The 26,597-nt window shown below is 60.7% G+C and carries 23 protein-coding genes and 1 pseudogene; 14 read left to right on the top strand and 10 right to left on the bottom strand.

What is annotated here, in order from left to right; all coding sequences use genetic code 11:
- Positions 1–211 precede the first annotated feature (211 nt).
- The gene (locus CDA63_RS04960) at positions 212–988 is read left to right on the top strand and encodes an outer membrane beta-barrel protein (RefSeq protein ID WP_126546740.1); all 777 of its coding nucleotides are present in this window, start codon (positions 212–214) and stop codon (positions 986–988) included.
- Positions 989–1,068: 80 nt separating this feature from the next.
- On the opposite strand, the gene CDA63_RS04955 is transcribed toward CDA63_RS04960, so the two are convergent.
- Positions 1,069–3,519 carry a M4 family metallopeptidase gene (locus CDA63_RS04955; RefSeq protein WP_088463340.1) on the bottom strand — a complete coding sequence of 817 codons (2,451 nt, stop codon included), beginning with the start codon at positions 3,517–3,519 and terminating at the stop codon, positions 1,069–1,071.
- Positions 3,520–3,856: 337 nt separating this feature from the next.
- Positions 3,857–6,337: a M4 family metallopeptidase gene (locus tag CDA63_RS04950; RefSeq protein WP_088463339.1), complete on the bottom strand. Its 2,481-nt coding sequence runs from the start codon at positions 6,335–6,337 to the stop codon at positions 3,857–3,859.
- 298 nt (positions 6,338–6,635) lie between these two features.
- Between CDA63_RS04950 and CDA63_RS04945 the strand changes: the two genes are divergently transcribed.
- On the top strand, positions 6,636–7,427 hold the full coding sequence (locus tag CDA63_RS04945; RefSeq protein ID WP_088463338.1) for an SDR family oxidoreductase: 792 nt from the start codon (positions 6,636–6,638) through the stop codon (positions 7,425–7,427).
- Between the two features lie 85 nt (positions 7,428–7,512).
- On the opposite strand, the gene CDA63_RS04940 is transcribed toward CDA63_RS04945, so the two are convergent.
- A complete protein-coding gene (locus tag CDA63_RS04940; protein WP_088463337.1) occupies positions 7,513–8,400 on the bottom strand; it encodes an ATP-grasp domain-containing protein in 888 nt (295 codons plus the stop codon).
- Positions 8,401–8,540: 140 nt separating this feature from the next.
- Complete coding sequence (locus CDA63_RS04935; protein ID WP_088463336.1) at positions 8,541–9,854, bottom strand: amidohydrolase; 1,314 nt, start codon at positions 9,852–9,854, stop codon at positions 8,541–8,543.
- Positions 9,855–10,020: 166 nt separating this feature from the next.
- Here CDA63_RS04935 and CDA63_RS04930 point away from each other — a divergent pair, with 166 nt between their 5' ends.
- Entirely contained in the window at positions 10,021–10,659 is a 639-nt protein-coding gene (locus tag CDA63_RS04930; protein ID WP_165768194.1) for a phosphatase PAP2-related protein, read from the top strand.
- A gap of 190 nt (positions 10,660–10,849) precedes the next feature.
- Here the strand turns inward: CDA63_RS04930 and CDA63_RS04925 are convergent, their stop codons facing one another.
- Positions 10,850–11,632 (bottom strand): SDR family NAD(P)-dependent oxidoreductase, encoded by a 783-nt coding sequence (locus CDA63_RS04925; RefSeq protein WP_088463334.1) that lies wholly within the window; start codon positions 11,630–11,632, stop codon positions 10,850–10,852.
- Positions 11,633–11,738: 106 nt separating this feature from the next.
- Positions 11,739–12,554 carry a phytanoyl-CoA dioxygenase family protein gene (locus CDA63_RS04920; RefSeq protein WP_088463333.1) on the bottom strand — a complete coding sequence of 272 codons (816 nt, stop codon included), beginning with the start codon at positions 12,552–12,554 and terminating at the stop codon, positions 11,739–11,741.
- A gap of 213 nt (positions 12,555–12,767) precedes the next feature.
- Between CDA63_RS04920 and CDA63_RS04915 the strand changes: the two genes are divergently transcribed.
- From CDA63_RS04915 to CDA63_RS04895, 5 genes are all read left to right on the top strand, one after another.
- Positions 12,768–13,565 (top strand): WG repeat-containing protein, encoded by a 798-nt coding sequence (locus CDA63_RS04915; RefSeq protein ID WP_088463332.1) that lies wholly within the window; start codon positions 12,768–12,770, stop codon positions 13,563–13,565.
- A gap of 149 nt (positions 13,566–13,714) precedes the next feature.
- The gene (locus tag CDA63_RS04910) at positions 13,715–14,449 is read left to right on the top strand and encodes an energy transducer TonB (protein WP_088463331.1); all 735 of its coding nucleotides are present in this window, start codon (positions 13,715–13,717) and stop codon (positions 14,447–14,449) included.
- On the top strand, positions 14,446–15,123 hold the full coding sequence (locus tag CDA63_RS21835; RefSeq protein ID WP_088463330.1) for an energy transducer TonB: 678 nt from the start codon (positions 14,446–14,448) through the stop codon (positions 15,121–15,123). The genes CDA63_RS04910 and CDA63_RS21835 overlap by 4 nt, the downstream gene beginning before the upstream one ends.
- 74 nt (positions 15,124–15,197) lie before the next feature.
- Complete coding sequence (locus tag CDA63_RS04900; protein ID WP_088463329.1) at positions 15,198–16,754, top strand: hydroxymethylglutaryl-CoA reductase; 1,557 nt, start codon at positions 15,198–15,200, stop codon at positions 16,752–16,754.
- Positions 16,755–16,828: 74 nt separating this feature from the next.
- A complete protein-coding gene (locus CDA63_RS04895) occupies positions 16,829–17,260 on the top strand; it encodes a hypothetical protein (RefSeq protein ID WP_088463328.1) in 432 nt (143 codons plus the stop codon).
- Positions 17,261–17,375: 115 nt separating this feature from the next.
- On the opposite strand, the gene CDA63_RS04890 is transcribed toward CDA63_RS04895, so the two are convergent.
- Positions 17,376–17,906 (bottom strand): hypothetical protein, encoded by a 531-nt coding sequence (locus CDA63_RS04890; RefSeq protein ID WP_088463327.1) that lies wholly within the window; start codon positions 17,904–17,906, stop codon positions 17,376–17,378.
- A gap of 154 nt (positions 17,907–18,060) precedes the next feature.
- Complete coding sequence (locus CDA63_RS04885) at positions 18,061–19,266, bottom strand: homogentisate 1,2-dioxygenase (protein ID WP_088463326.1); 1,206 nt, start codon at positions 19,264–19,266, stop codon at positions 18,061–18,063.
- Positions 19,267–19,459: 193 nt separating this feature from the next.
- On the opposite strand from CDA63_RS04885, the gene CDA63_RS04880 reads away from it, so the two are divergent.
- Positions 19,460–20,431: a transglutaminase-like domain-containing protein gene (locus CDA63_RS04880; protein WP_088463325.1), complete on the top strand. Its 972-nt coding sequence runs from the start codon at positions 19,460–19,462 to the stop codon at positions 20,429–20,431.
- 178 nt (positions 20,432–20,609) lie between these two features.
- On the opposite strand, the gene CDA63_RS04875 is transcribed toward CDA63_RS04880, so the two are convergent.
- Positions 20,610–22,289 (bottom strand): S41 family peptidase, encoded by a 1,680-nt coding sequence (locus CDA63_RS04875; protein WP_088463324.1) that lies wholly within the window; start codon positions 22,287–22,289, stop codon positions 20,610–20,612.
- A 402-nt stretch (positions 22,290–22,691) separates the two neighbouring features.
- On the opposite strand from CDA63_RS04875, the gene ruvX reads away from it, so the two are divergent.
- From ruvX to CDA63_RS04855, 5 genes and pseudogenes are all read left to right on the top strand, one after another.
- Positions 22,692–23,102 (top strand): Holliday junction resolvase RuvX, encoded by a 411-nt coding sequence (ruvX, locus tag CDA63_RS04870; RefSeq protein ID WP_088463323.1) that lies wholly within the window; start codon positions 22,692–22,694, stop codon positions 23,100–23,102.
- Positions 23,099–23,698: a peptide deformylase gene (gene def / locus CDA63_RS04865; protein WP_088463322.1), complete on the top strand. Its 600-nt coding sequence runs from the start codon at positions 23,099–23,101 to the stop codon at positions 23,696–23,698. Before ruvX ends, def begins: the two co-directional genes overlap by 4 nt.
- A gap of 212 nt (positions 23,699–23,910) precedes the next feature.
- Positions 23,911–24,534, top strand: a pseudogene (locus CDA63_RS21830) (Fic family protein); the annotation flags it as partial.
- A gap of 119 nt (positions 24,535–24,653) precedes the next feature.
- Complete coding sequence (locus CDA63_RS21825; protein WP_394335381.1) at positions 24,654–24,986, top strand: Fic family protein; 333 nt, start codon at positions 24,654–24,656, stop codon at positions 24,984–24,986.
- 68 nt (positions 24,987–25,054) lie between these two features.
- Positions 25,055–26,029, top strand: a complete 975-nt coding sequence (locus tag CDA63_RS04855; RefSeq protein ID WP_088463320.1) for a zinc dependent phospholipase C family protein — start codon at positions 25,055–25,057, stop codon at positions 26,027–26,029.
- Between the two features lie 46 nt (positions 26,030–26,075).
- Here the strand turns inward: CDA63_RS04855 and CDA63_RS04850 are convergent, their stop codons facing one another.
- Complete coding sequence (locus CDA63_RS04850) at positions 26,076–26,564, bottom strand: GAF domain-containing protein (protein WP_088463319.1); 489 nt, start codon at positions 26,562–26,564, stop codon at positions 26,076–26,078.
- Positions 26,565–26,597: the final 33 nt, after the last annotated feature.

The raw sequence follows: 26,597 nt of genomic DNA, 5'->3' as shown, positions 1-26,597 counted from the left end.
TTGCCGAAGTTGTGCGGGCGCTGCCGTGGAGTACTTGTCCCATAAGTTCGTGCGAAATTCCAGCCCGGAAAATACACCATCTCTCTCTGGGACTATACAACTAGTACCGGGGTAGCAACGTTAGGGAACGGCCACCTAGCCCGGCAACGCCCGCCCCCGGCGGCGCGTATGCCGGGGTGCACCTCCTTTTGCCCCCGTTCTACTCCGCCCCGTGACGATACGCCCCCTGTTGCCCGCCGCCCTACTTTTGCTCCTGGTTGCCTCGGCCACCGCGAGCCAGGCCCAAACCGGCCCCGAACGCCGCCGCCGCCACTACGACGGCCAGGCCCGGCCCTATTATCGGGGTCCGTTTCGCTTCACGCTGGGCGGGGGCGTGGGTTACTACAACGGCGACCTCACCAGCAGCCTGGGCGACCAGTTTCTGGGTCCCAGCTTGAGCGCGGGCCTGCTTTACCAACTGCACCCGCACTGGCAAGTGGGCGGTGAAGTTTCATACCTCAAGCTGGGAGCTAAGGATTATCTGCCAGAGCGCGGGTTGGCTTTTGAGGGCAAAAACGGACTGGGCATTGCCTTCGTGCGCTGGGAACCCTTCCACGACGAAGGAGCCTACGCCACGCCCCACGCGTCGGCGGCCATCATCAAGCCCTACCTGAAGGTGGGGGGTGGTTTTGCGCTCTACAGCCCCAAATCGTTCCGGGGCACCACCCGGCCCAGCGGCAACTTCAGCCCCGCCTACTTGGCCCCCGAGCGCAACGATTACCCGGCCCTGGCCCTGGTGCTGCCGGTGGGCGTAGGCTTCACGGTGCGGCTCACTTCCCAGTTCAGCGCTTCGCTCGAAGGTTCTTACTCGCTCACGACCACCGACCAGCTCGACGACATCAGCACGTTCAAACCCACTGGTGCCGACCAGGGCCGCTCTGCTTCCGCGCTCAAAGACAATTACGGCCAGCTTGAACTCAAGCTCGAATACGCCCCCTGGGCTCGTTAAAGGAAGTTTCACTATACTCCGAACGCAAAAAAGGGCCCGCCGATTGGCGGGCCCTTTTCGGGGGTTGAGGGCGGGTCAGGCTATTGCTTGACGAACCGCTCGTGGAACGTCTTCTGCCCGTCGCTTACCGTGAGCAGATACACGCCGTTGGCGAGGCCCGCTACGTTGAGCTGCCCGTTCTCGAAGCGCACGTTGGCCACCCGGGCGCCGCGCAAATCCGTAACCGTGGCCGATACTGCGGGGGCCTTACTGGCCAGCGCGATGTTGAGCACGTCGGACGCCGGGTTCGGATAGAGCGTGACGGCCTGGCCGAAGGCGGAATTGTCGCCGTTGAGCGCGGCCGGAGCGGCACCGGTGGAGGTAGCCGCTACGCCTTGGTTAGCCAGCGTACCGCCCGTAATGTTGACGGTGTAATCCTCGGTTTCGCCGTAGCTGTAGCTGCCGCAGCTGGTCGTAGCGGCGTTGTCGCTCATCACGACGCGCAGGCGGGTGCTGCCGCTGCGGGCCGAAGTTGGTACCGTGAAGCTGGCCGACAGCGTGGCGCTGCTCGACGAGGAACCCGAGATAATCCGCTCGCCGGCGTCATCGAAGTCGCCATCCTGGTTGTAGTCGATGTACACGTCGTAGGTCTCGGAGTAGGCCGTGGAGGCGAAACCGGCCGAGAGGTACATCGTCTGGGCCGAACCGGCGGCCAGGTTGGTGCTGGTAGCCGTGCCGTTGTAGTAGCCACCATCTTTGCCCGAAGTGCGGTTGATGGAGCCCAACTGCACGAGGTCGAGCCACTCGTAGCTCACGTTGCTGCCCTTGCTGGTGCAGTACGTAGCCGGAGCGGGCGGCGGAGGCGTGGTGCCGCCACCGGAAGCCGCGGCCCCAACGCCCACGGCGTACCAGGCGTTGGTAACAGCAATTTCCTGGGCTGAGCCGGCCCCGTACAAGTCCTTGGCCGACTGGATGCTGTAGGTGCGGGCGGCGGCGTAGTTGCTGCTGGCCGTCAGATACACGTTTTCGGTGCGGTAGGCAATTTTAGCGGCGGCATCGATACCGATGGCGGCTACCGAGTAGGCATTGCCCTTGTCGTTGGTGCCGCTTTTGCCCACACTCAGGATGTAGAACCAGTGGTTGAGCACGCCCGAGTTGGTATGCACGCCCCCGTTGTCGCCCGAGCCGGTGGCCCAGTAGGTGCCCTGGTAGGTATCGGGCTGCCCCTCGGCGTTGGGGTTGCTCATCGAGCGCAGTGAAGGGCGCTGCTTGTCAATGTCTTCACCAATGAGCCAGGTTTGCTTGCTGGGGGCCTTGTAGTACTCCACGGCTGCGCCCCAGATGTCGGAGAAGCCTTCGTTGAGGGCCCCCGACTCGTAGGAGTACGTCAGGTTAGCGGTGCTGGAGCACACGGCATGGCCAATTTCGTGGGCGCACACGTCGAGCGAGGTCAGGGGCGAGAAGCGGGTAGCGCCGTCACCGTAGGTCATGCGCGTGCCGTCCCAGTAAGCATTTTCGTAGCTACGGTCGTAATGCACGTAGCTCTTGATGGCGGCTCCGTTGCCGTTGTAGGAGTTGCGGCCGTGCACGTTTTTCCAGTAGTCATACACCGCTTGGGCACCCCAGTGGGCATCGAGGGCCGCGTTGTCGAAAGCCGTGTTGTTGAGTTCGGTCCAGCTATTGTTGGCATCGGTGAAATCCACGGCCGCACTATAGTTCGTCCCCTGGTTCATGTCGAAGGTCTGCACGCCCGAGCCGCGCGTCACGTCGCGCAGGCGGTAGGAACCGTTGTAGCTGTCGGTGGTGCTGCTCTGGGTACCGCTGTAGCGGGTGGCAAACGAGCCGGTAGCGGCCGCGTGCTTGATGATGGCATCCTGGAACACCACGTCGCCGGAGTGCGCATCCACGTAGATGAACGCGCGGCTCACAGGCGACTGGGCGTACACGTTGAACTTCCAGGCCAGCGTGGGCTTACCGGCTTTGAGGGGGTTAGCCGAACGCATGTCGCGCACCACAACCAGCTCGCCCTTTGGAGCATACGTGGCGGACGGGTCGTTTTCCTGGGCTTTCAGGTACACCTCTTCAGCGGCGTCCTGCCACATGTAGGTTTTAGCGCCCACAAACGAAAGGGCCCGGGTCAGGGCAGCCGAAGCGTCAATCGAAGGCGTGGTGTTCAGGCTCCGGACTTTCTCAAACTGGCCACTGATGCTCTCGACGCGGCCCTGGCGGGCGTGCACCGAGTAGGTGGCGTGCTCTACCTTGATGCCCTTGTAATACTGCTGATACTTCTCGTGCACGAAGCCCGCGTCGTCGGCCTGGGTTTTGAGTTGCAGGAGTTGGTCGTCGGAGCCCAGACCCAACTGCTCACGTAGCGCCGTGCGGGCGTTGCTGAGTTGGTAGGCGTTGCCCTCGGCTTTGAACTGCACCAAGGCTGGCGTGCCGTCTTCACGCAGTTCCTGGCTTTTCACCCGCGAGTAATCCTGGGCATAAGCGGTGGTGGAAGCCAGGCCTCCGAGCAGCAAAAGGGTTGCCACTGAGTACTTGTTTTTCATAGGATGGTGGATTGGTTGTGGAGATGAAAAAGGGTGAATAAAAAGAGCGCATTGCACCAAGCCAAGACCTGGTTGCCGGGTCAAATTATCTTTTTTTTAATTTTTTAACACTTATCCTATTGAACTTTTTACAAAATCCGGTTTTCATGGCTATACAAGGCGAAAAAAATATCAAAATGGTAATAGACCCGCATAAGCATATATTGTACTATTTAAATAAATTATTTATTCAAATTGCCTATAGTGTACTGCCTGGCCCTACCATACGGGCTGGCTTGAACGCAAAAAAGGGCCCGCCGATTGGCGGGCCCTTTTCGGGGATTGAGGGCGGGGCGGGCTATTGCTTGACGAACCGCTCGTGGAACGTCTTCTGCCCGTCGCTTACCGTGAGCAGATACACGCCGTTGGCGAGGCCCGCTACGTTGAGTTGCCCGTTCTCGAAGCGCACGTTGGCCACCCGGGCGCCGCGCAAATCCGTAACCGTGGCCGATACTGCGGGGGCCTTGCTGGCCAGCGCGATGTTAAGCACGTCGGACGCCGGGTTTGGATAGAGCGTGACGGCTTTCTCCAGCGCGGTGGCGTTGAGTGTAGTGCCGGGCGTAATGCTGGCAATACCCTGCTCGGCTAAGGCCGCGCCGCCGGTAATGTTGATCGTGTAGTCTTCGGTTTCGCCGTAGCTGTAGCTACCGCAGCTGGTGGTGGCCGCCGCATCGCTCATCACAATCCGCATCCGGGTAGCGCCGTTGCGGGCCGTAGTGGGCACCGTGAAGGTGCTGGTTAGGGTGGCAGTGCTGGCCGAGGAGCCCGATACCACGGTTTCGCCCGCGTCGCTGAAGTCACCGTCCTGGTTGTAATCGATGAAGACTTTCCAGTTCTCGGTGTAGGCCGTGGAGGCAAAACCGGACGAGAAGCTGATCGTCTGCGACGAGCCGGCGGCAACCGAAGTAGAAGTAGCCGTACCGTTGTAGTAGCCACCATCGGCGCCCGATGTGCGGGCGATAGTGCCGAGCTTCACGTAGTCAATCCACTCGTAAGCGACACTGGTACCCTTGCTGGTGCAATAAGCCACAACGGGCGGAGGAGTGGTTCCGCCACTGGCGGCACCCACACCCACAGCGTACCAAGCGTTGGTAGTGGCCGTTACTTGCGCCGAACCAGCTCCGTAGAGGTCGGTAGCGGCCGAAATGGCGGCGGTACGGGCTGCGGCGTAGGTCGACGAAGCCGTCAGGTAGATGGACTCGGTGCGGTAGGCAATTTTAGCGGCGGCATCGATGCCCACACCCGTTACCGAGTAAGCGCTGCCAATGTCGTTGGTGCCCGAACCACCCTGGCTGAGCAGGTAGAACCAGTAGTTGAGCACGCCCGAGTTGGTGTGCACACCGCCCTGGTCGTTGGTGTTATTGGGCGTGGTGGTGGTGGGCTTCCAGTAGGTACCCTTGTAGGTATCGGGCTGGCCGTACTGGTTAGGGCTGCTCATGGAGCGCAATGCTCCACCGGCTTTCTTCACCTCCTCGCCAATGAGGAATGTGCTCTTGCCGGTCAGGCCGAACTGGGCCACGGCGCGGGCTTCCACGCAGGCACCCCAGATGTCGGAGAAGCCTTCGTTCATGGCGCCCGATTCGTTGGCGTAGGTCAGGTTAGCCGTTTTTTCGCACACGGCGTGGCCGATTTCGTGGCCGCACACGTCGAGGGCCGCCAGGGGCTTGAAAGTAGTGGCCCCGTCGCCGTAGGTCATTACCGAGCCGTTCCAGTAGGCGTTTTCGTAGCCCACGCCGTCGCCGGGCGTGTCGTCGAAGTGCACGTAGCTCTTGATTTTGGCGCCCGCGTTGTCGTACGAGTTACGGTTATGTACCACCTTCCAGTAGTCGTATGTGGCCTGGGCACCGAAGTGGGCATCGCCGGCTACGTTGTCGAAGTTGGCGTTGTTGTATTCGGTGGCCGTCCAGTTGTTGTCGGCATCGATGAAGTCGGTAGCGGCCGTGTAGCTGCTGCCCTTCTTACAGTTGTAGGTTTCAATGCCTAGGCCGCGGGTAGTTTCGCGCAGGTTGTAGCCGCCGGTGGCGGTGCCGTTGGCCAGCGAACGGGTGCCGCTGTAGGCCGTGGCAAACGTAGCCGTAGCCGCCACATGCTTGATGATGGCATCCTGGCCGACGATGTCGCCGGAGTGGGCATCCACGTAGATAAAGGCGCGGCTCACGGGCATCTGGGCATACACGTTGAACTTCCAAGCCAACGTAGGCTTACCGGCTTTCAGGGGGTTGGCGGTGCGGGCGTTGCGCATCACCACCAGTTCGCCCTGGGGCTTGTAGGTAGCGTTGGGGTTGTTTTCGAGCTGCTTTAGGCCGGCTTCCTCGCGGGCATCCTGCCACATGTAGGTTTTGGCACCCACGAACGCGAGGGCCCGGTTCAGGGCGGCCGAAGCATCGAGCGAAGGCGCGGTGTTCAGGCCCCGCACTTTCTCAAACTGGCCGCTGATGCTCTCGACGCGGCCCTGACGGGCGTGCACCGAATAAGTGCCGTGCTCTACTTTGATGCCCTTGTAGTACTGCTGGTATTTCTCGTGCACGAAGCCCAACTCGTCGGCCTCGGTCTTCGTTTGCAGCATCTGATCATCGGAGCTAAGCTCCAACTGTTCGCTCAGAACAGCTTTGGCGTTGCTGAGCTGGTAGGCGTTGCCCTCCGTTTTGAACTGCACCAGGAAAGGCGTGCCATTTTCGCTGAGGCTCTTGCTCTGTACGCGGGAGTAATCTTGGGCAAGCGCTGTAGAAGTTAATCCACCAAGCAGCAACAGAGTTGCCGCAGAGTATTTGTTGACCATAGAGCGTGGTTGGTTGTGAGATGCAAAAAATTGAATGGATCAAGGAAATACCGTTGATCAGACAGTCTTTCCACATCGCTAAATTAGATGTATTTCAATATAAAGGTACTTTTATTGAAATATTTTTTATCTGATATCTATTTTATGAAAATTGCTTAATGAAACAGGCTAATTACTGATAATATACAATCCACTGTTATACAGCATTATAAGTTTACAAACTCTTTTCTCTGGACGATCTAAACAACTTCTGCGTTCGGTAAAACACCCGAATTTTTAACCATTTCAAGAAATACTCATGCAATCTTCATCTAACGATTCCTCCTCGCGCTGGAGCCTCGCAGGCCAGACGGCCGTGGTTACCGGAGCCTCTAAAGGCATCGGCGCGGCCATTGCCCTCGAACTGCTCGAACTGGGCGCCACCCTGGTGGCTGTGGCCCGCACCGCCGCCGACCTGGAGCAGCAGGTAGCCGAATGGCAGCAGCGGGGCCTGCCCGCGCACGCCCTGGCCGCCGACGTAAGCACGCCCGCCGGCCGCACCCAACTGCTGGGCGAAATAGCCCAACGCTGGCCCCAGGTGCATATCCTTGTCAACAATGTGGGCACCAACGTCCGCAAACCTACCGTGGAGTACTCCGACGAGGAATACCGGTACCTGCTGGCTACCAACCTCGATTCGGCCTGGGAACTGAGTCGGGGCGTGCAGCCGCTAATGGTAGCTGCCGGGGGCGGTAGCATCGTTAATATCTCGTCGGTAGCAGGCCTCACGCACGTGCGCACCGGGGCCATTTACGGCATGACGAAAGCGGCGCTGGTGCAGCTCACGCGCAACCTGGCCGTAGAATGGGCCGGGCTCAACATCCGCGTGAATTGCGTGGCTCCCTGGTATATCCGCACGCCGCTGGCCGAAACAGTGCTTAAAAACGACGATTTCCGCAACAGCGTTATCGGCCGCACCCCGATGGGCCGGGTGGGCGAGCCCGAAGAAGTAGCCGCCGCCGCCGCCTTCCTGTGCCTGCCCGCCGCCGCCTACATCACCGGCCAAACCCTGGCCGTCGATGGCGGCTTCACGGTAAACGGGTTTTCGTAAGGTGACTGAGTGACAAAAAAGCCCGTCATGCTCCGACTCCGCCTACGCTCAGCATGACGGGCTTTTTTGCACTCACTTCACCAAATCACTCAGCCACCGCCTTGCTCAGCCGCCGCAGGGCCTGCTCATAACGTGCCAGCGCCCCCTCATCCGAAGCCAGATACAAAAACGGCTCGATGAGTTCCAGCTCCATGAGCAGCAGTTCGCCATCCTGGTCGAGGCCATCGACGCGGGCGTAGAGGCAGCCGGGCGCGAACTCGCGCACGATGCGGTCGGCGGAGGCCCGCAGGTGGGCTGGGGCCTCGCGGGGGGTAATGCCACCGCCGAGGTAATGCTGTACCCGGAAGTCGCCCGATTTAGGCGTTTTCAGTACGCAATGGCTGTATTCGCCCCCAAAGTAGAGCAACGACCACTCACCTTCTTCCTGAATACGCGACTGGAAGGGCTGGGCCAGAAAGTCTTCGTGGGCGACCAGCTCGGTGAGCTGGGGCTGGCGGACGGCGGTTTCCTGGCGGGTGAGGATGAAGGTGTTTTTGGCCCCACCACTCACGGCCGGCTTCACCACAATCTGCTCCTGGCCCATTTCTTCGAGCAAAGCGGCAGCATCCACGGCTTCGCCCCGGGGCAGCAGGCGGGTGGGCACAATGCGGATACCAGCCCGCTCCATATCGAGTAGGTAGCGCTTGTTGGCGTTCCAGCGCACCACGGCGGCCGGGTTCAGCAGCCGCACGCCGGTCCGATCCAATTCGTCGAGCCAGTGGTAAAACTCCTCCACGCGGTCGAAATAGTCCCAGGGCGACTTGAGTAGCACGGCGTCGTAGCGGTGCCAGTCTACGGTAGGGTTGCTCCAGATGCGGGGCTCCACCGTGTGGCCCTGCTGGCGCAGATAGCGTGTGAGCAGCGCATCTTCGTCATCGACGTTGGGAGCGGCGTACTGGGCCAGGCTTTCGCAGGTAACGAGGGCAATATTCATATTTTTGAGCTGTTAGCTACTAGCTGTTAGCCGTCAGCTTATGTTTAGGTTGATGGCAATTTACAATCGGCTTGTTCTTCGTTCAATGCCAAATAAATGACAGCTAGTAGCTAACAGCTGTCAGCTACTAGCCTGAAAAGCTACTTTCCGGTTAGGTAATCGATGGCTAGGGTGGCGAGGGTACGTACGCCCAGCGTCAGGCCGCTTTCATCCACAAAAAAGCCCGCCGTGTGGTGGGGCGCGGTGGTGGCGGGGTTCTGGCCCTTCGCCATGCCGCCCACGAATACGAACAGGCCGGGCACTTTTTCCTGGTAGAAAGCGAAGTCCTCAGCCCCGGTCACGGCCTTCTGCACCCGCACGTTGGCCGGGCCGGCGGCGCGCTCCAGGCTGGGCACCATGCAGCGGGTCAGGTCGGGGTCGTTGAAGGTGATGGGGGCGTAATTGGTGATGTCGACTTCGGCCGTGGCACCGGCGCTTTCGGCAATACCCTGGGCCGTGCGGCGCACCCCGGCCCACACTTTCTGCTGCATCTCCTTATTCAGGCAGCGGATGGTACCGGTCAGTTCCACTTCCTCCGGGATGATGTTGTTGCGCACCCCGCCGTGTACCATGCCCACGGTCAGTACTACGGCATCCTCGGTTAGCTGGGCCTGGCGACTGACGATGGTCTGGAGACCCAGGATGATCTGGGCGGCCGTCACCACCGGGTCGACGGCCAGCCAGGGGTAGGCGCCGTGGGCCGATTTGCCCTTCACCTTGATGCTGAACACATCGGAGGAGGCCATTTCGCCGCCCGGCCGGTAGCTGAGCTGGCCCACCTCGGTCTGGGCCTGGATGTGGATGCCGAATACGGCCGCCACCTTGGGGTTTTCGAGCACGCCTTCCTTCACCATGAGCCGGGCCCCGCCTTCCTGTCCGGGCAGCGAACCTTCCTCGGCAGGCTGGAAAATGAATTTCACGGAGCCGGGCAGGTCTTTTTTCATCTTCGTGAGCACGTCGGCTGCCCCCAGCAGCATGGCCACGTGGGTGTCGTGGCCGCAGGCGTGCATCACGCCCACTTGCTGGCCGTTGTAGTCGGTGCGGACTTTAGAGGCGAAGGGCAGGCCGGTAGTTTCGGTGACGGGCAGCGCGTCCATATCGGCCCGCAATGCCACCACGGGGCCGGGTTTGCCGCCCTTGAGCACGGCTACCACGCCAGTGCGGCCCACGCCGGTCTGCACCTCTAGACCCAGCTTGCGCAGGTGGTCGGCCACAAGGGCGGCGGTGCGGGTTTCCTGGTTGCCTAGCTCGGGGTGCTCATGAATGTCGCGCCGCCAGGCCACTACCTGGGCCTGCTCCTGCTCGGCTAACTGGGCCACGCGGGCCGAGAGGGCGGAGGCTTGTTGGGCCCGGGCGGCGGGGGCGGCGGCTAGCAAGGCAGTGGTGGCCAGAACGGCGGCGAAACGGTAAGGCATGGCAGCAACTGTTGAATGCGAGAAAAACGAGGACCCGAAGACAGGCCCCAAGCAGCGCAGTCGGAACTTCGCCCCGGCCCCGAAGATACACCGCGCCCCGCTAGCCCCGCAACTACGGCGCGGTTCCGGTTTTTCGGCGGTTTCTTTGCGCCCGCTTCCCTCTTTTATGCTGCTCCCCGATTCTACCTGGCCCGCCGCGTGGCGGCAACCCACTTTCCGGCGGCAGCTGCTGACCGTGCTGGCGCTGCTGCTGCTACTGGCCAGACAGTTGCCCCGCTACTTCGCCTGGGTACAGGCACGCCCCGGCCACCACCTACCCGACCCCCTGCTGACCGCCCTGCCAGCCCACGACGTATCGGGGGCCATTTTCACCGTTATTTACCTAGGAATTGGGTTGGGGCTGGTTACGCTGCTGCCCCGCCCGGCACGGCTGCTGCGGGCGCTGGCAGCCTACCTGCTGCTGCACCTGCTGCGCTGCGCTACCCTCTGGCTGCTACCCTTGGAGCCACCCACGGGCCTAGTGCTCCTGCGCGACCCGCTGGTAGACCAGTTGCTCTACGCTGCCCCCGCCCCCATCACCAAAGACCTTTTTTTCTCGGGCCACACCGCCACACTGCTGTTACTGGCCCTCACCGTGCCGCCCGGCTGGCAGCGGGTGGTGCTTTTGGCCGGCACTGTAGCCGTGGCCGGGCTGGTACTCGTACAGCACGCCCATTACACCTACGACGTACTGGCCGCACCCCTGTTCGTGGCCCTGGCATGGTGGGGAAGCGGGAAAGTTTTGGGGTTGAGAAGTGAGAAGTGAGAAGTGAGAAACAGTACGCTAATCGAGCACAACCGGAACGTCATGCTGAGCGCAGTCGAAGCCGCAGTCGAAGCATCTCTACCTCTGACTAATCAACAGCATTACAACGAAGCGGTAGAGATGCTTGACTGCGGCTCCGCCTTCGCTCAGCATGACGTTCTTTTTACCTCCTTATCCCTCATTTCATCCGCTACTGCAAATACTTCTCATAAATCCCGGCGGCAATGCGCTCGGTGAGGCTTTTGGGCACGACACTGGTGAGGGCGGCGGATAGTTTGTTCAGGCCGCCGGGAATGATTTCGGCCTCGCCGGCCAGCAGCGCCCGGATACCCGCCTGGGCCACCTGCTCGGGCGTCATTGACACCTTGTTGGCCGTGGCCTGAAGGTCGGCGTTCATGCCGGCGCGGTCGGCGAAACCGGTGGTGGTGGCTCCGGGGCTCAGGCAGCAGACCGATACGCCCGTTTCGCGCAGCTCGTAACGCAGGCCGCGGCTGAAGCTGAGGACAAATGCCTTGCTGGCCGCATAGAGCGTGAGCGTGGGTACGGCCTGGTAGGCGGCCGTGCTCGATACGTTCAGAATATACGCTGCCTTTTGCTGGCGCAGTGTGGGCAATAGCGCGTGGGTGAGGGCTACCGGCAAGTGCATATTGAGTTGCAGCATATTCTGCTGTTGGGCCAACGGTAGTTCCTCGAAACGGCCCCAGAGGCCGTAGCCAGCGTTATTAACTAGCGCAGTGAGCTCGCCCGGCTGGACCAGGGCCCAGGTGGCCAGTTTGGTGGCAGCTTCGGGCGCGGCTAAATCGAGGGGCAGCACCTGGGCCGCGCAGCCGAGCTGGCGGACTTCAGTGGCCACCTGCTCCAGCTGGCCTTCGGAGCGGGCCGTGAGCAACAAGTCGTAGCCGCAGCGAGCCAGTTCCAGAGCCAGCGCCCGGCCAATACCGCGGGAAGCGCCGGTAACGAGGGCAGTTTTCAAAGTTCGTTTTTGGTTATTGGTTGTTGGTTTTTCGTCTCCGGCCAAGTTGTGATATTCGTTGCCTGGTTTGAGCCAAAGCCTCGGCCGAAAAAACAACAACGAATTACTACTTCACCAGGTGCAGGAAGCGCAGGTAGAAGGGCGTGGGGCTGTTGTCGTGCTTGGGCTCGTACTTGCCGGCCAGAATGGGCACGTACATCACGCGGCGGCGCGAGGCTTCGCCCACCAGCGGCGACTGGGCCACGCGGTGCCACATGCGGCCGTCGTGCACGGTCAGGTCGCCGGGTTCGGTTTCGATGGCTATTTCCTGGGCGTCGGGGCCTACGTCTTTGTAGTATTTCTTGCGGAACAGGATGTCGCGCAGGCTTTGGCGGTGGGTGCCCGGAATCACGCGCAGGCCGCCGTTGGTCGCGGGCGTGCCGTCGAGGTGAACGCCCACGTTAAGCATAGGCCCGATTTTCTTGCCGTAGAACACGTCGCGCAACGAATCGGTGTGCCAGCCCATCTGCGAGAACTCCGAGCCCGTCACGTTCACATAGTGATTGATGACGAGGCCGTCTTTCTCGTTTTCGCCCACCCGGCCACCGGGCGCTTCGAGCAGCGGAAACAGGGCCGTAAAGCGCGGGTCCTGCAAAAACTCGTGCAACACGGGGCTATGGTGCGAGGAGAAGGCGAAGCGCTGCACGATGGGCGCGCCATCGACGTCGTGCCCGTACTTAATGGGCACGCCATTCACTTTCTTTACCTCGTCGCTGAGCCAGCGCTGCTGCACCAGCTCGGAAGCCCGCAGCAAGTTGGCCACGGCTTCGGGGTTGATAAAGGACCGGAAGTGTAGAAAACCGTGCTCCTGGAAGAAAGTCAGTTGCTCCGGCGTCAGCGAATCAGCCAGCGCGAAGCGAGGGTAAGGAGATGGTAATGACATAAGGGAAGGCAGATGCAGGCTCCGCCTATTAGAACGGGGTAAAGATAGGGCAAGCAACGGGTCGGACCGGCTGAGGCCGGTGACCGGGCCAGTTGCCAAAATAAGGGAGGCTGGCGTGAAGGGCGCGTGAATCAACCGCTTAGGGGCTGTTTGGTTTGGCCGAGGCTGCGTATCTTAGCCGAAGTGGACCTGCCTCCCGCTCTTCCTTTCTACATGAAATTCGTTTTGCTGCTGTTGTTACTGGCGCTGCTAACGCTTGGCCCGCATACTTACGCCCAGTCGGCCGCACCGGAAGCCCGCCTCGTACCCTTCCGCCAGGGCAACCAGTGGGGCTACGCCGACCACCGCCGCCGCCTGGTGCTGCCGGCTCGCTACGACGAGGCTGGCCCCTTTGCCGACGAGCTGGCCTGGGTGCGCCAAGACAGCCTCTACGGCTACATCGATGGCGCGGGCAACCCCGTAACACCCGTGCAGTTCTCGCGGGCCGGCAACTTCCACGATAACCGGGCCACCGTGCGCCTGGGCTCCGAAACCTTCGACATTGGCCCCAGTGGCCAGCGCCTGCCTCCCAGCGCCGAAGATGATTTCGATGAAGACCCGCTGGAGCAGGGCGACGTGGTGCGCCAGAATGGCAAGGTGGGGTTCCGCTTCACAGTGGGCGCGGCCAGCGTACCGGTCATCTACGATGAAATTCGCGACAACTATCACGGCCTGCTGTTCGTGCGGCAGGGCAACCAATGGGGCGTTATCAATGGCAAAGGCAAGCTGGTGCAGGCCCCGCAGTTCGATGCTATTGAGCTTCGGGGCAACCTGCACTACCCCATCGTGCGCCAGGGCAACCGCTTCGGCTATCTCACGCCCGAAGGCGCCACCCTCACCGACCTACGCTACCTGCAGGCCGAACCATTTTTTGAGGGCGTGGCCCGGGTACAAGCCCCCGGCGGCCGCTTCGGCTACCTCGACGAGAAGGGCCGCGAATTCTGGAGCGACGAGCTGCTGAGCGAAAACTAGGGCATTGTTTGAACCGGGCAGCTTTCCGAATCGAAAACCCGGAACGCGACGCAGTAACGGTCGTTTCTCGGCGCTCTGGGTAGGCCAAAACAAGAACCTGGAAGGCATGGGCAGAATCCGTATCTTCTGGCACCTCAGCCTATCTCGTTATGCTACCCCTCCCGATTCTCAACGTCCGCCTACAAGCCTGCTCCGAAGACTGGCTCCAGATGACGCCCACCACCCAGGGCCACCATTGCGCCCACTGCGACCGGGTAGTTATCGATTTCACCCAAGCCACGCCCGCCGATTTGGCCGCGGCCTTCCAGTCGTCTCCCGACGGCCGGGTGTGTGGCCGATTCCAGCCGGAACAACTGGCCGTCGACCAAGCGGCTCCGTTGTCGGCCCGCGTGGCATTGCGCCCGAAGCTGCGGCGGTTTCTGGTGGCGCTGCTGCTGGTATGCGGGCTGGGTTTGGGGGCGCGGGAGGCGGTGGCGCAGGTGCGGCAGGCGGTGCCGCCGGTACCTCCGCCAAAGTCCACGCCTGACTATTGGGCTAGCCGGCCCTTTGGCGGCGTGGAGCAGATGGCACTGTTTAAAGGAGGACAGGAAGGGCTATTGCGTTTCCTCGAAACCAACCTGCATTGGCCCGCCGAGGCCCCTAAAACGCTTAACGGGCGGGTTTTCGTCAAATTTCAGATTACCGAAACCGGAGCAGTTCGCGACGTTCAGCTGTTACGGCAACTGCACCCGGCGCTGGACGCCGAAGCCGTACGCGTGGTGAAGCTGATGGACGGCTATTTTACTCCCGGCTACCAGAATCAGCAGCCCATAGCAACAACATTCACCCTGCCTATCACATTTGGCGAAGTCAAGGTTGCCAAGCAGAACCGTAAGCGTAAATGATATGGGCGAATCGTTCCTTTCAGCAGCCTCGGTGCTACTCATGGATGGCAAATTTGCTCCTGGCCGCAAGCACAACGAAAATGTTGACGTGCATCATACCCTTGCTATCCCCTTCGTCAAAGCTAAATGAACGCCCGACTGCTACTGTCTCTGTTGCTCTGCTAAGTGGCTGTGAAGAGAGACCGGCAACCCGACGGCTCGCTTTACCACGAATAGCCGTTGCTACCACAGATTCACAGAGCGTCAGTGCCCCTAAAGGGAGTATTTCTGACTTGCCGAGCGACTATCCCCCGAATAAGAAGTCACAAACGTTGAGTGGGGTTAGGAAAGACCATTTCGGCTGGGATGCTGAGGAGCTACCGGTTTTTATAGGCGGCAACGATAGTCTGCGGGCTTTTCTGAACCGACACGTTCAGTGGCCGGATAGCTTGCCCCAGTCTGTCAGTGGGAAAGTATTCGTCCGGTTCACCATTGATGAGCGCGGAGAAATACGCAACGCCCACATCGTGCAAAGCCTGCACACGCTGGCCGACGCGGAGGCGCTACGACTGGCAGGATTGCTAAGCGGGCATTTCACACCGGACCGCCACGACGGTCGGGCGGTTTCCTCAGAAACCATATTGCCGCTAACCTTCATTGGGACGGATGCCGCCCCAATGAAGCAGAGTAAGTAAGTACACCGCCCAGCTTCTATCCGAAAACATTCCTACTTTACCCCTCCCGAATCCCAACCCATAGCCCTGCCTCTATGCTCTTCACGCCCAGCCCCATGCTGCTCAAGCTGCTCTATACCCGCGGCAGCCTCCACAATACGCCTGAGGGCGTGGCCTTCAGCATCAAAAACCGCCTCGATACGGTCCGCATCACCCGCATCGATTACGTGCAGCTGGATGGCCAGCGGCTGGGCCTCGAGAACATTGCCATTGATCTGGGCGGGGGCGATGTGCGGCCGGCCGTGGTTTTCAATGCCGACAGCGCGGGCTTCACGCTGCCGGTGGGCCAGTCGGCCACGTTTTATTTGGCCACCAGCCAACTAGCCGAGGGCCTGCACAGCATTCAGGTGCAGTTCGCGGCCGACCCCTTTGGCGACCTGCACGTGGAGGTAGAGGACAGCATCACGCTCAAACCCGATAACCGCCCCCGCATCCCGCGCGACACCCACGACGACTACTCCGACGAAGCCATCAGGAAGCGGCAGGAGTTCGCCGAGGAGTTTACGGGGCAGCAGTTTGAGCACCTCAAGCAGTACTCTTTCGATGCCCACGCCTTGCAGGGCAACTGCGAGCATTTTACGGGCGTGGCCCAGATTCCGGTGGGCCTGGCCGGGCCCCTGCACGTGAATGGCGAGCACGCCCAGGGCGACTTCCTGATTCCGATGGCCACCACCGAGGGCACGCTCGTAGCCAGTTACAACCGCGGCATCCAACTACTCAACCTCAGCGGCGGCGTGAAGTGCACCGTCATCGGCGACGCCATGCAGCGGGCGCCGGTGTTCGTGTTCGATGATGCCCGCGGGGCCCGCGACTTTGGGCGCTGGGTGGAGGAGGAAATCGGCCGCATCCGGCCCGAGGCCGAAAGCACGTCCAGCATCGCCAAGCTCCAGTATATCGACACCTACCTGAGCAACAAGTTCGCCTTCCTGCGCTTCAACTACAGCACCGGCGACGCGGCGGGCCAGAACATGGTGGGCCGGGCCACCTTCGCGGCTTGCTCCTGGATTCTGGAGAACTACAAAGGTGCGCCGGTGCGCCACTTCTACCTCGAATCCAACTTCGCCACCGATAAAAAAGCTTCCCAGATAAACGTGATGCGCACCCGCGGTAAGCGCGTGGTGGCCGAGGCTGTTATTCCGCGCAACCTGCTCCAGCAGCGCATGCGCGTAACGCCCGAGCAGCTGGCCTACCACGGGCAGGTGAGCAACGTAGGCGCGTTTATGTCGGGGGCCAACAACAACGGGGCGCACTCGGCCAACGGCATCACGGCCCTGTTCATCGCCACCGGCCAGGATGTGGCCAACGTGTCAGAGTCGTCGGCGGGCGTGTTCTACTCCGAAATTACGGCCGAAAAAGACCTGTACATCAGCATCACCATTCCGAGCCTGATTGTGGCCACTCACGGCGGCGGCACCGGCCTAGCCACCCAGAACGAGTACCTGCGCATGCTGGGCTGCGTGGGTCGCGGCACGGTCAATAAGTTCGCCGAAATAGTGGCCGGCGTGGTGCTGGCCGGCGAACTAAGCCTGGGTTCGGCCATCAGCAGTTCCGACTGGGTGAGCAGCCACGAGCAGTACGGCCGTAATCGGTAGCGTCACATACTCCTTTTGATGCTCTTGCTTCTTGTCTTATGAAAGCTATTCTGAATCGTTGTTTCCGAGGTTGCATGTGGGTTGGCTTCCTGGGGGCCGCCACTGTTGCCACTGCCCAAACCAACCCGGCTCTGGTACCCATGCCCAACGCCTCAGCCGGAATGCCGGGACCCCAACTGGTGGATGGAGAGGGGATATACACGTACGTGGAGAAGATGCCGGTATATCTGGATGGCGGAATGGAGGGCCTGCAAGCCGCCATCACCAGCCGCGTACACCATGGAGCCGCCAGCGGGCCCCAGGCGTTTGTCTCGTTCGTAGTCGACTGGCAAGGCAACATTCGTAACCCGACTTTTAGGAGCACCGGCATGCGGAAGGCCATTGTAATAGACCCCGCACTAGTTGAGGCATTTGCCGGTATCGGGAAGTTTCGACCCGGCACCCAAAACGGCAAACCTGTGAATGTCGAGTTGAGCATGCCCATCGTGAAGCGCTCCAAAAAGTAGCGGCCCACGGCGGCGGGCCCGAAGCTATTCCAGTCGCTAACCCCTTGAGTACCGCAAAGCCCCTGACGTACGCACGTCAGGGGCTTTGCGGTACTCAAGGGGTTAGCGGCGAATTCTACAGCGGGTCGGCGGTTACTTTAAAGCGCGAGTCGGTGCGGATGGTGATGTCGCGGCTGATGGGCTTGCGGATTTTGGCTTCCGTGGACAGCGTGTAGCTGCTGGCTTTCACGTAAATGTCCAGCTTCTGGGTGGTCGGGGTCAGCTGAATAGTATTGACGCCGGTGGGTACATTGTCCTGCGAGGCCAGCAGAATCTTGTTGCTCTGGTTGGTGCTGATGTAAATATTGATGCTTTGCAGGAAGTCGAAGTTCTCGGAGTTAGGGTCGCTGATGGTCAGCGTCAGCCGGTCGAGTTTCACATCCTTCACCAGGTTGGCGTTGGTGTTCTCGTTTTTGAACTTCTCCTCCGAGCGGGTCGTCACGCTCACGGGCGTCAGCGGCACCACCTGGCCGAGGGGAAAGCCCCCGGAGATTTTTACCGACTGGGAGTCTTCGATGTAAAAGGTGAGCAGCTTATCGATTTTTTTGCAGCTGCCCAGCAGCAATGCGGCCACGAGCAGCGGCGCAAGAAACAGGAGTTTTTTCATGGAGTTAGGATTTTGTCTGGCACCTACGAAAATCGTGCCCGGCCGGATCGGTGAATGAGTGACTCGGTGAATGAGTGAGTTCATCCACTTCGATGGAAGAGTTATACCACAGGGAAGGAAAAACCTACTCATTCACCGAGTCACTCATCCACCGCTAATCCATCATGTCGGCGGCTCGGGCCGGGTTATGGGCTTCGGGCTGCCAACTGTAGGGGTACTTCTCGTCCTCGTAGGCCAAGGCGGCTTCAGTGAGGTAGAGGGGCCGGAAGGTGTCGAGCATCACGGCCAGCTCGTGGGTTTCCTTCTTGCCGATGCTCGCCTCCACGGTACCGGGGTGCGGCCCGTGCGGAATGCCGCTGGGATGCCAGGTGAACGAGGCCAGGTCCACGCCTCGCCGCGACATAAAGTTGCCCGCCACGTAGTACAGCACTTCGTCGGAATCGACGTTGGAGTGGTTGTAGGGCGCCGGAATAGCCAGCGGGTGATAATCAAACAACCTCGGCACGAAGGAGCAGATGACGAAGTTTTTGCCCTCGAATTGCTGGTGTACGGGCGGCGGCTGGTGAATGCGGCCGGTAATGGGCTCGAAATCGTGGATGCTGGTGGCGTAGGGATAGAAGTAGCCGTCCCAGCCCACCACGTCGAACGGCGAGTTACCATACACCAACGAGTGCAGCAGCCCGTCCTTCTGCACCCGCACCTCGTACTCGCCCGACTCCCGCACGTCGCCTTCAATCAGTTCCGAAGGGCCGCGGAAGTCCCGCTCGCAGTAGGGCGCGTGCTCCAGCAGCTGCCCGAAGTGATTGCGGTAGCGCCGGCAGGTTTCGACGGGGCTAAACGACTCGATGATGAGCAGCCGCACCGGCCCGTCCTCGAAGTGCAGCTGGTGGATGATGGTGCGCGGAATTACGATGTAGTCGCCGGGTTCGAAGGCCAGCTTGCCCAGCTGGCTCCACAGCTCGCCCCGGCCCTCGTGCACGAAAATCACCTCGTCGGCCAGCGCGTTCTTATAATAGTAGTCCATGCGCCGCTCGGTGGGGTTGCAGACGCTCATCGTCACGTCAGCGTTGCCGAGCAACGTCTGGCGGGCTTCGAGGTAGTCGCCGCCGGTGCTGGTCTGGGCCAGCGTGCGCAGGTGGGCCGGGGCCAACGGCCGGTCTTTGAGTAGCTTGGGGCCGAAGGGTTTGGCCGCCCCCACTTTGCGAATCTCGGTGGGCGCGTGGCGGTGGTAGAGCAGCGACGACACCCCGTGGAAGCCCAGCGTGCCCACCAGCTGCTCGTGGTAGAGCGAGCCGTCGGGTTGCCGGAACTGGGTATGCCGCTTGCGCGGAATCTGACCTAAGCGTTGATAAAAGGGCATATCGGGGTAGGAATTTCGGGTGGGAAACAAGCGGGAATGCCGGGTGGTGAAGGTACAAAGTTTCTGAGTGGGGCGTTTTTGGGTTGTTGGCTGCTGGTTGTTAGAAGAAGAACCTCATTCTTCGCTACGCTCTGAATGAGGTTCCCTGTTTACCATACACTACTCCCCGCCAATTACCCGGTACCTTTGCCTTATGCTGTCGTTTCTGCTTCCTCTCCTCACGCTGTTTGCGCCCGATTCGGCACCAACTCCGCGCACCCGCACATTCACCTTCGAGTATACGGCCACCGTGCCCGCTTCCCCGGCCGGTACCAAGGCCGTAGACCTGTGGCTGCCCGTACCCCACGACGATAAGTCGCAGCAGGTACGTGCGCTGCAGGTTACGGCCCCCGTGCCCTACGACATCCAGACGGGCGAATACGGCAACCGCATCCTGCACCTGCGGGCCACGGGCGCGCAATTGCAGGGTTTTCAGGTGAAGATGAACCTCGAAGCCACCCGCCAGGAGCACCTCACGCCTACCCTGGCTACCGGCCAGCGCCCGGCCCGCGAAAAAGCCGACCCCAACCTGAGCCGCTGGCTGGCCCCCGACAACCTCGTACCCCTCGACCCCAAAATCCGCCTCTGGGCCACGGAAGTCGTGACGAAAGCCGGGGCAAAAACCGACCTCGAAAAGGCCCGTGCCATCTACGAGCACGTCGTCAGCACCGTCACGTACGACAAAACCGGCCAAGGCTGGGGCCGGGGCGACATCTACTACGCCTGCGACGCCCGTCGCGGCAACTGCACCGACTTCCACGCCGTGTTCATCGGCTACTGCCGGGCCCTGGGCATTCCGGCCCGCTTCAGCATCGGCTTCCCGCTGCCCCCCGAGCGGGGCGCGGCCGAAGTGAAGGGTTACCACTGCTGGGCCGAGTTCTTCACGCCCGAAACCGGCTGGGTGCCCGTCGATGCCTCCGAGGCCGCCAAAAACCCCGCCCGCCGCAACTACTTCTTCGGGGCTCACGACGAAAACCGCCTCGAATTCAGCCGGGGCCGCGACCTGGTGCTAGCTCCGCGCCAGCAGGCCACCGCCCTCAACTACTTCATCTACCCCTACGCCGAAGCCGACGGCCAGCCACTGACCGGCATCAAGCACACCTTCCGCTTCCAGGACAAACCCTAAGCGGGTCAGGTTAAAGCATTGTAGGAAGCAAGAAAAGCTGTAGCGCAAAGCTCCAGCTTCGCGCTACGTTGCTGATTGCCAACCGATGATGTCCAACGATGAGCGAAACTAAAGCTTCGCGCTACAATCTTACGACCTGCTTTCGCGGAAGTCCCTATCGTTGCCTTTCCCGGCAATATTACTGCCCCAACAGGCCGAGCAACGCCGTGTTAGGCTCGCGGATGGCGCTTAGAGCCTGCTGCATTTCCGCGTCGCCCTGGCTTAGCACTTGGAAGTAAGCCTGCTTGCCATAGGCATTGCGGGCAATCAGGGCCTTGAGCTGGGTGCGCAGCAGCGGGGCACAGCGGCGCAGGCCGGCCGCATCGGCTGGCAACCCATTCTGGGCCGCCCGGTTGACTAGCTGCTGCAACTGGGTGTCGCTGATGCGGAAATCCTGGTTGAACTGCTCGAAGCGCATGCTTTCGAGGTCGGCTTTGTGGTCCTGGAAGTAGCTGAGGCCGAATTCACGCACCAAGTTCAGGCCTTGCAGGCGCAAGTAGTAGCCCGACTGCGCCGACGTATCGCGGCTCACGAACAGGTCGGGCATGATGCCGCCGCCGCCGTACACGATGCGGCCGTGGGCCGTGCGGTAGCGCAGCGAATCGGCGAAGTGAATGCTATCGGCGTGGAAGTACTCGCCGTTGCGGCCCCGGTTCTGGAGGTCTTTCTGGTACTCGGCCAGGCCGTGGCCGTACGATTTCTGGATGCTGCGGCCCGAAGGCGTGTAGTAGCGAGCAATGGTGAGGCGCAGCTCGGAGCCGTCGTGCAGGGCAATGGGTTGCTGCACAAGGCCCTTACCGAACGTGCGACGGCCCACCACCAGGGCCCGGTCGTGGTCCTGGAGGGCTCCGGCCAGCACTTCGGCGGCCGAGGCGCTGCCTTCGTCCACGAGCACTACCAGTGTGCCTTCCTCAAACTCGCCAGCCACCCGCGAATACGTCTGAGTGTCGTACTGGTCGCCTTTACCCTCGGTATACACGAGCTTCTTGGTACCTCCGATGAACTCATCGGCAATTTTAGTAGCCCGGTCGAGGTAGCCGCCGGGGTTGCCCCGCAAGTCGAGTACGAGGCGGGTGAGGCCCTGACGGCGCAGGTCGCCGAGCGCGGTCTTGAACTCGTCGTAGGTGCCGCTGGCGAAGCGGCTGATTTTGAGGTAACCCGTCTGGTTATCCACCATGTAAGCCACCTCGACTGATGAATTAGGGATGCGGTTGCGCGTGACGGGCACCATGATGGGGCGGGGCAGGCCCCGGCGCAGCACCTTCAGCTGGACCCGGCTGCCACGGGGGCCGCGCAGCTTGCCAAACAAGTCCTGGGTGGTGTAATGCACACCCGAAACGGGTTGGCCATCTACGCTCAGAATCCGGTCGCCGGGCTCCAGGCCAGCTTGTTCGGCCGGGCCCTCGCTAAGGGGGGCTACTACCGTTACGGTGTCGCGGAACATGTTGAACTCAACCCCGATACCATCGTAGTCGCTTTGCAGGAACGAAGACGCCTCCCGCTGCTGCTTGGCCGGAATGAATACCGAGTGCGGGTCGAGGCGCTCCAACATCCGGGTAATGGCGTAATCCGACAGCTCCTCGGCGTTCACCGAATCCACGTAATCGCGGTCGACGTAGCTGAGAATTTCTTTGAACTTTAGATAGCCCCGGGCCGTGAGGTCGGGATTCTGGTCGGAGGGCCGGAACGGATTCGCGCCTACCAGGATGCCACAGGCCAGCACCAGCCCCAGCAGCCAAGGCTGCCGCACACTCCAACGGGTATTCCGCGGGGGCGTCGGCACTTGATCGGGCGGCAAATCGAAGGAGCCGGAGGTCATAAGGCACTGAGGGAGTAGTGGTTCAATCGATAAAGAGTAATTCAGAGGGATACTTGGTTTCCAAATCTATTAAAACTTTTCCAAGAAGCCCCCGGGTTACATAGTGGTATATCCATTTTCAAATAACAATGCAATTTTTTATGAATTCAACCCAAAAATAATTTACCAACTACTGTTCTCGACGGGGTTCGAATAGCCTGATTACTAATTCGATGACAAGATCATTATATGATTTTAAAAAGATTCACCTGATTCGTTCAACCCCGCCGTTTTGTCGGCCAACGGCAGGGCTTTGGCTTTGGCCTGGGCGGCCGGCCTTTCCACAGGTACGTCGTATCTTTGGGGCGGAGTGTGGGCCCGGTAGCCCATAGTCGCTCCGGCATCTTTATTCTTTCTTTTGCGATGGGCCGTATTCTTGCCATCGACTACGGGCATAAGCGCGTGGGACTGGCCGTTACCGACCCGCTCCAGCTCATTGCCACGCCCCTCGACACTATTCACAGCCAGGACCTGCTGGCTTACCTGAAGGCCTACCACCTGCGGGAGCCCCTGGCGGCCCTCGTAATTGGCATGCCCCGCACGCTCAGCAACGAGGCCACCGATGCCACCAGTGCCGTGGTAGGCGTGTTGCGCCGCCTGCGCAAGGAGTTTCCCGACGTGCCGGTGCACGAAATCGATGAGCGGTTCACTTCGCGCATGGCCCACGCCGCGATGCTGGCGGGCGGGCTGGGCAAAAAAGACCGCCGCGACAAGGCCACCGTCGATAAGGTGGCGGCCACCATCATTTTGCAATCCTTCCTCGAATCCCGATGATTTACCCCATTGTTGCCTTCGGCGACCCGGTACTTAAAACCCTCGCCAAACCCCTGCCCGCCGACTACTCGGCTGCCGAACTCGAACTCATTATCGCCAATATGTTCGAGACGATGTACCACGCCCACGGGGTAGGCCTGGCCGCCCCCCAGATTGGCAAGAGCATCCGCCTATTCGTCGTCGATTCGGCCCCCATGCTCGATGAGGACGAAGACGGCAACCCCATCATTGAGGAGCCCACGGCGGCCCCGGTGAAACAGGCCTTTATCAACCCCCAACTGATCAGCGAAACCGGTGAAGAGTGGGTTTTTGAGGAAGGCTGCCTGAGCATTCCCGGCATCCGGGAACGGGTGTCGCGCCGCCCGGTTGTCACGTTGCGCTACGAGGACGAAAACCGCCAGCTCCACGAGCAGACTTTCTCGGGCCTCACCGCCCGCGTAATTCAGCACGAGTACGACCACCTGGAGGGCGTGCTGTTCACCGACTACGCTTCAGGCCTGAAAAAGCAGCTGCTCAAGGGCAAGCTCGCCCGCATCAGCAAGGGCGACGTGGATGCCGACTACCGCATGCGCTTCGTGGGCCAGGGTCGGAGGTAATTTCGATGCATTACACACCAGGTAGGCCGCCGGTTGCTTCGGGCAGCGGGCGGCCTGGCTTATTTCGGGGCTCAGACCGTGGGTAGTCTGTTGGTGAATTAGGCCTGATAAAGTTGCAGCGGCCGGGAAAATGGTATAGGACAACTTGTACTATGTCCGCTTATATATGGTACATTTAGTCAATATTTGTCCCATACCTCGCTCAACTGTTCATGCATTTCAACCCGGCTTATCCGTTCGAATTGCCCTTGCTGCCCCCAACGGTTGCGTTGGACAACCCATTTTTGCTCCGGACGCTAGTTAAGGCCCGCACGGAATTAGGAGAACTAAAAGGCTATTCGGCCGCTATGCCCGACCCGATGCTGCTTCTATCACCGGCCATCGTGCGGGAAGCCGTGGCCAGCTCGGGCATCGAAAATATCCACACAACCGTTGAGTCGGCTTTGCAGCAGGAGTTATTCCCGGAGGCCGAGCGGCGCGACGCCGACAAGGAAGTGCTTCGCTATGGAGCAGCTATTCGCTGGGGCATGGACCAGTTACCGAGTCTGCCAATTTCCTCCCGGCTGATTGTAGGTATTCAGCAGCGGCTGCTGCCCGATCTGTCTACTGGATTTCGCAGTACACCCAACCGCATTGTGAATTCGTTAACCGGCTTACCGGTGTTTACTCCGCCCCGCGCCGGCGAAATTCCGCGCTTACTAAACAACTGGGAAAGCTTCATTAATGAGCCGCCGGAAGAGCTCGACCCGCTGATTTGTTGTGCCATTGGCCATTATCAGTTTGAGGCCATTCACCCGTTTGGGGATGGGAATGGTCGCACGGGGCGGATTCTAATGGTTTTGCAGTTGGTGCAGGCCGACCTACTAGCCCAGCCCACCCTATTCATCAGCGGTTATATCAACCGTAACCGGGCAGAGTATTACCGGCTGTTGCTCGCCGTTTCGGAGCACGCGGAATGGCTACCCTTTCTCCTGTTTATGATTACCGGTTTTCAGCAGCAGGCCCGAGAAACCAAGGACACGCTTTTTGCCGTGATGCAACAGGTGAAGGAATTCAAGCAGCAACTACGCACCCGGCAGGTTCGGGTGCACTGGAAGTGGCCGAATTCGTATTCGCGCATCCGGTGGCCACGCCGGTGCAAATGGGGCGCGAAACGGGGATTCATTACAAAACAGCTTCCCGCTACCTGGCGCAACTGGCTGCCGAGGGGCTGCTGGAAAACAAGCAGGTAGGGCGCTATCAGTTTTACTTAAACCGCCCGCTGCTGGAAATCCTGAGCCGTTCGTAGGCAATGTATATCTTGTAGATAATTCAGCTATTAAACCTTACAAGCAAAATTCATTATATCAATGCGTTATGAAACACATTAGCTATACAGTGAGCGTGCTACTACTAGTGTTTCTACCTGCCAGCGCCGACGCCTGGGGCTTCTTCGCGCACCGACTGATCAACCGGCTAGCCGTGTTTACGCTACCGCCCGAAATGGTGGGTTTCTATAAGGCCAACATCGACTACCTCACCACCAACGCTACCCGGCCCGATTCGCGCCGGATGGTGGTACCTGGCGAAGCGCCCCGCCACTTCCTCGATGTGGACGTGTACGGCGACTCGGCCGTTTACAAGCTGCCCCGCTCCTATCCCGACGCGGTGGCTTTGCTGAGCGAAGACTCGCTGCTGCGCCACGGCATTGTACCCTGGCAGGTGGCCCGCATGAAGGGCCAGCTCACGGCCGCCTTCCAGGCCCACGACACCGACCGGATTCTGCATCACTCGGCCGATTTGGGCCACTATATTGCCGATGCCTGCGTGCCGCTGCACACCACCCACAATTACAACGGCCAGCTTACCGGGCAGCGCGGCATTCATGCGCTCTGGGAAAGCCGTTTGCCCGAACTGCTGAGCAGCGGCTACGACTTCTTCACCGGCCCCGCACCCTACCTGGAGCGGCCCACCGAAACCATTTGGGCCGCCGTAGCCCGCTCCCATGCCGCCGTCGATTCGGTGCTGACCTTCGAGCGGGCGCTAAGCGGGCAGTTCGCCGACGACCGCAAGTACGGCTTCGAGCAGCGCGGCACCGCTACTGTGCGCACCTACTCCCGCGACTTCGCCCGCGCCTACCACCAGCGCCTGAATGGGCAGGTGGAGCGGCAGCTACGGCTGGCCACGCGGCTGGTGGGGGCCTTCTGGTACACGGCCTGGGTTGATGCCGGCCAGCCCGACCTCAGCGCCCTGCCTCGCACGCCCTCAGAAAAAGAGCAGCACCGCTTGGCTTTGGAGGCTCAGCAACTGGAAGCCGCTCCAGCAAAAGCCGTGGCCGGGCATGAGGAATAGCGGTGAAACGGGGCTATTCGCCCGTTTATTACAAGTTTGGCTCCGCTTACTCCGCGAACCAGCCGGCGGCTAGCTGCATCAACTGCTCCAGGGCCTGCTGGTCGGTGGCATCGAAATCGTTGAGTTGGTCACTGTCGACATCGAGGACGGCCACGACCTGGCCGTTTTTGAGCACGGGCACCACGATTTCCGATTTCGACTCCGAGCTGCAGGCAATGTGGCCAGGAAACTGCTCCACATCGGGCACCAGCAACGTGGTGGCCTGGGCCCAGCTGGTGCCACACACGCCCTTACCGCGCCGGATGCGGGTGCAGGCAATCGGCCCCTGAAACGGCCCGAGAACCAGTTCGTCCTCCTTCACCAGATAAAAACCCACCCAGAAAAACCCAAATGCCTGGCGCAACGCGGCGGCGGTATTAGCCAAGTTGGCTATCAGGTCGGGCTCCCCAGTGGTCAAGGCTTCCAGTTGGGGCAGCAGTTGGCGGTATTGTTCGGCTTTGCTGAGGGTGGTGTCGAGGAGCAATTCTTCGGCCATGCGAAAGAGGAAAAAGCGGCGGAGGAGAAATTG

The sequence above is a fragment of the Hymenobacter amundsenii genome (assembly GCF_002204745.1).
Taxonomy (GTDB): Bacteria; Bacteroidota; Bacteroidia; order Cytophagales; family Hymenobacteraceae; genus Hymenobacter; species Hymenobacter amundsenii.
This window is presented reverse-complemented; position numbering and strand designations above follow the sequence as displayed.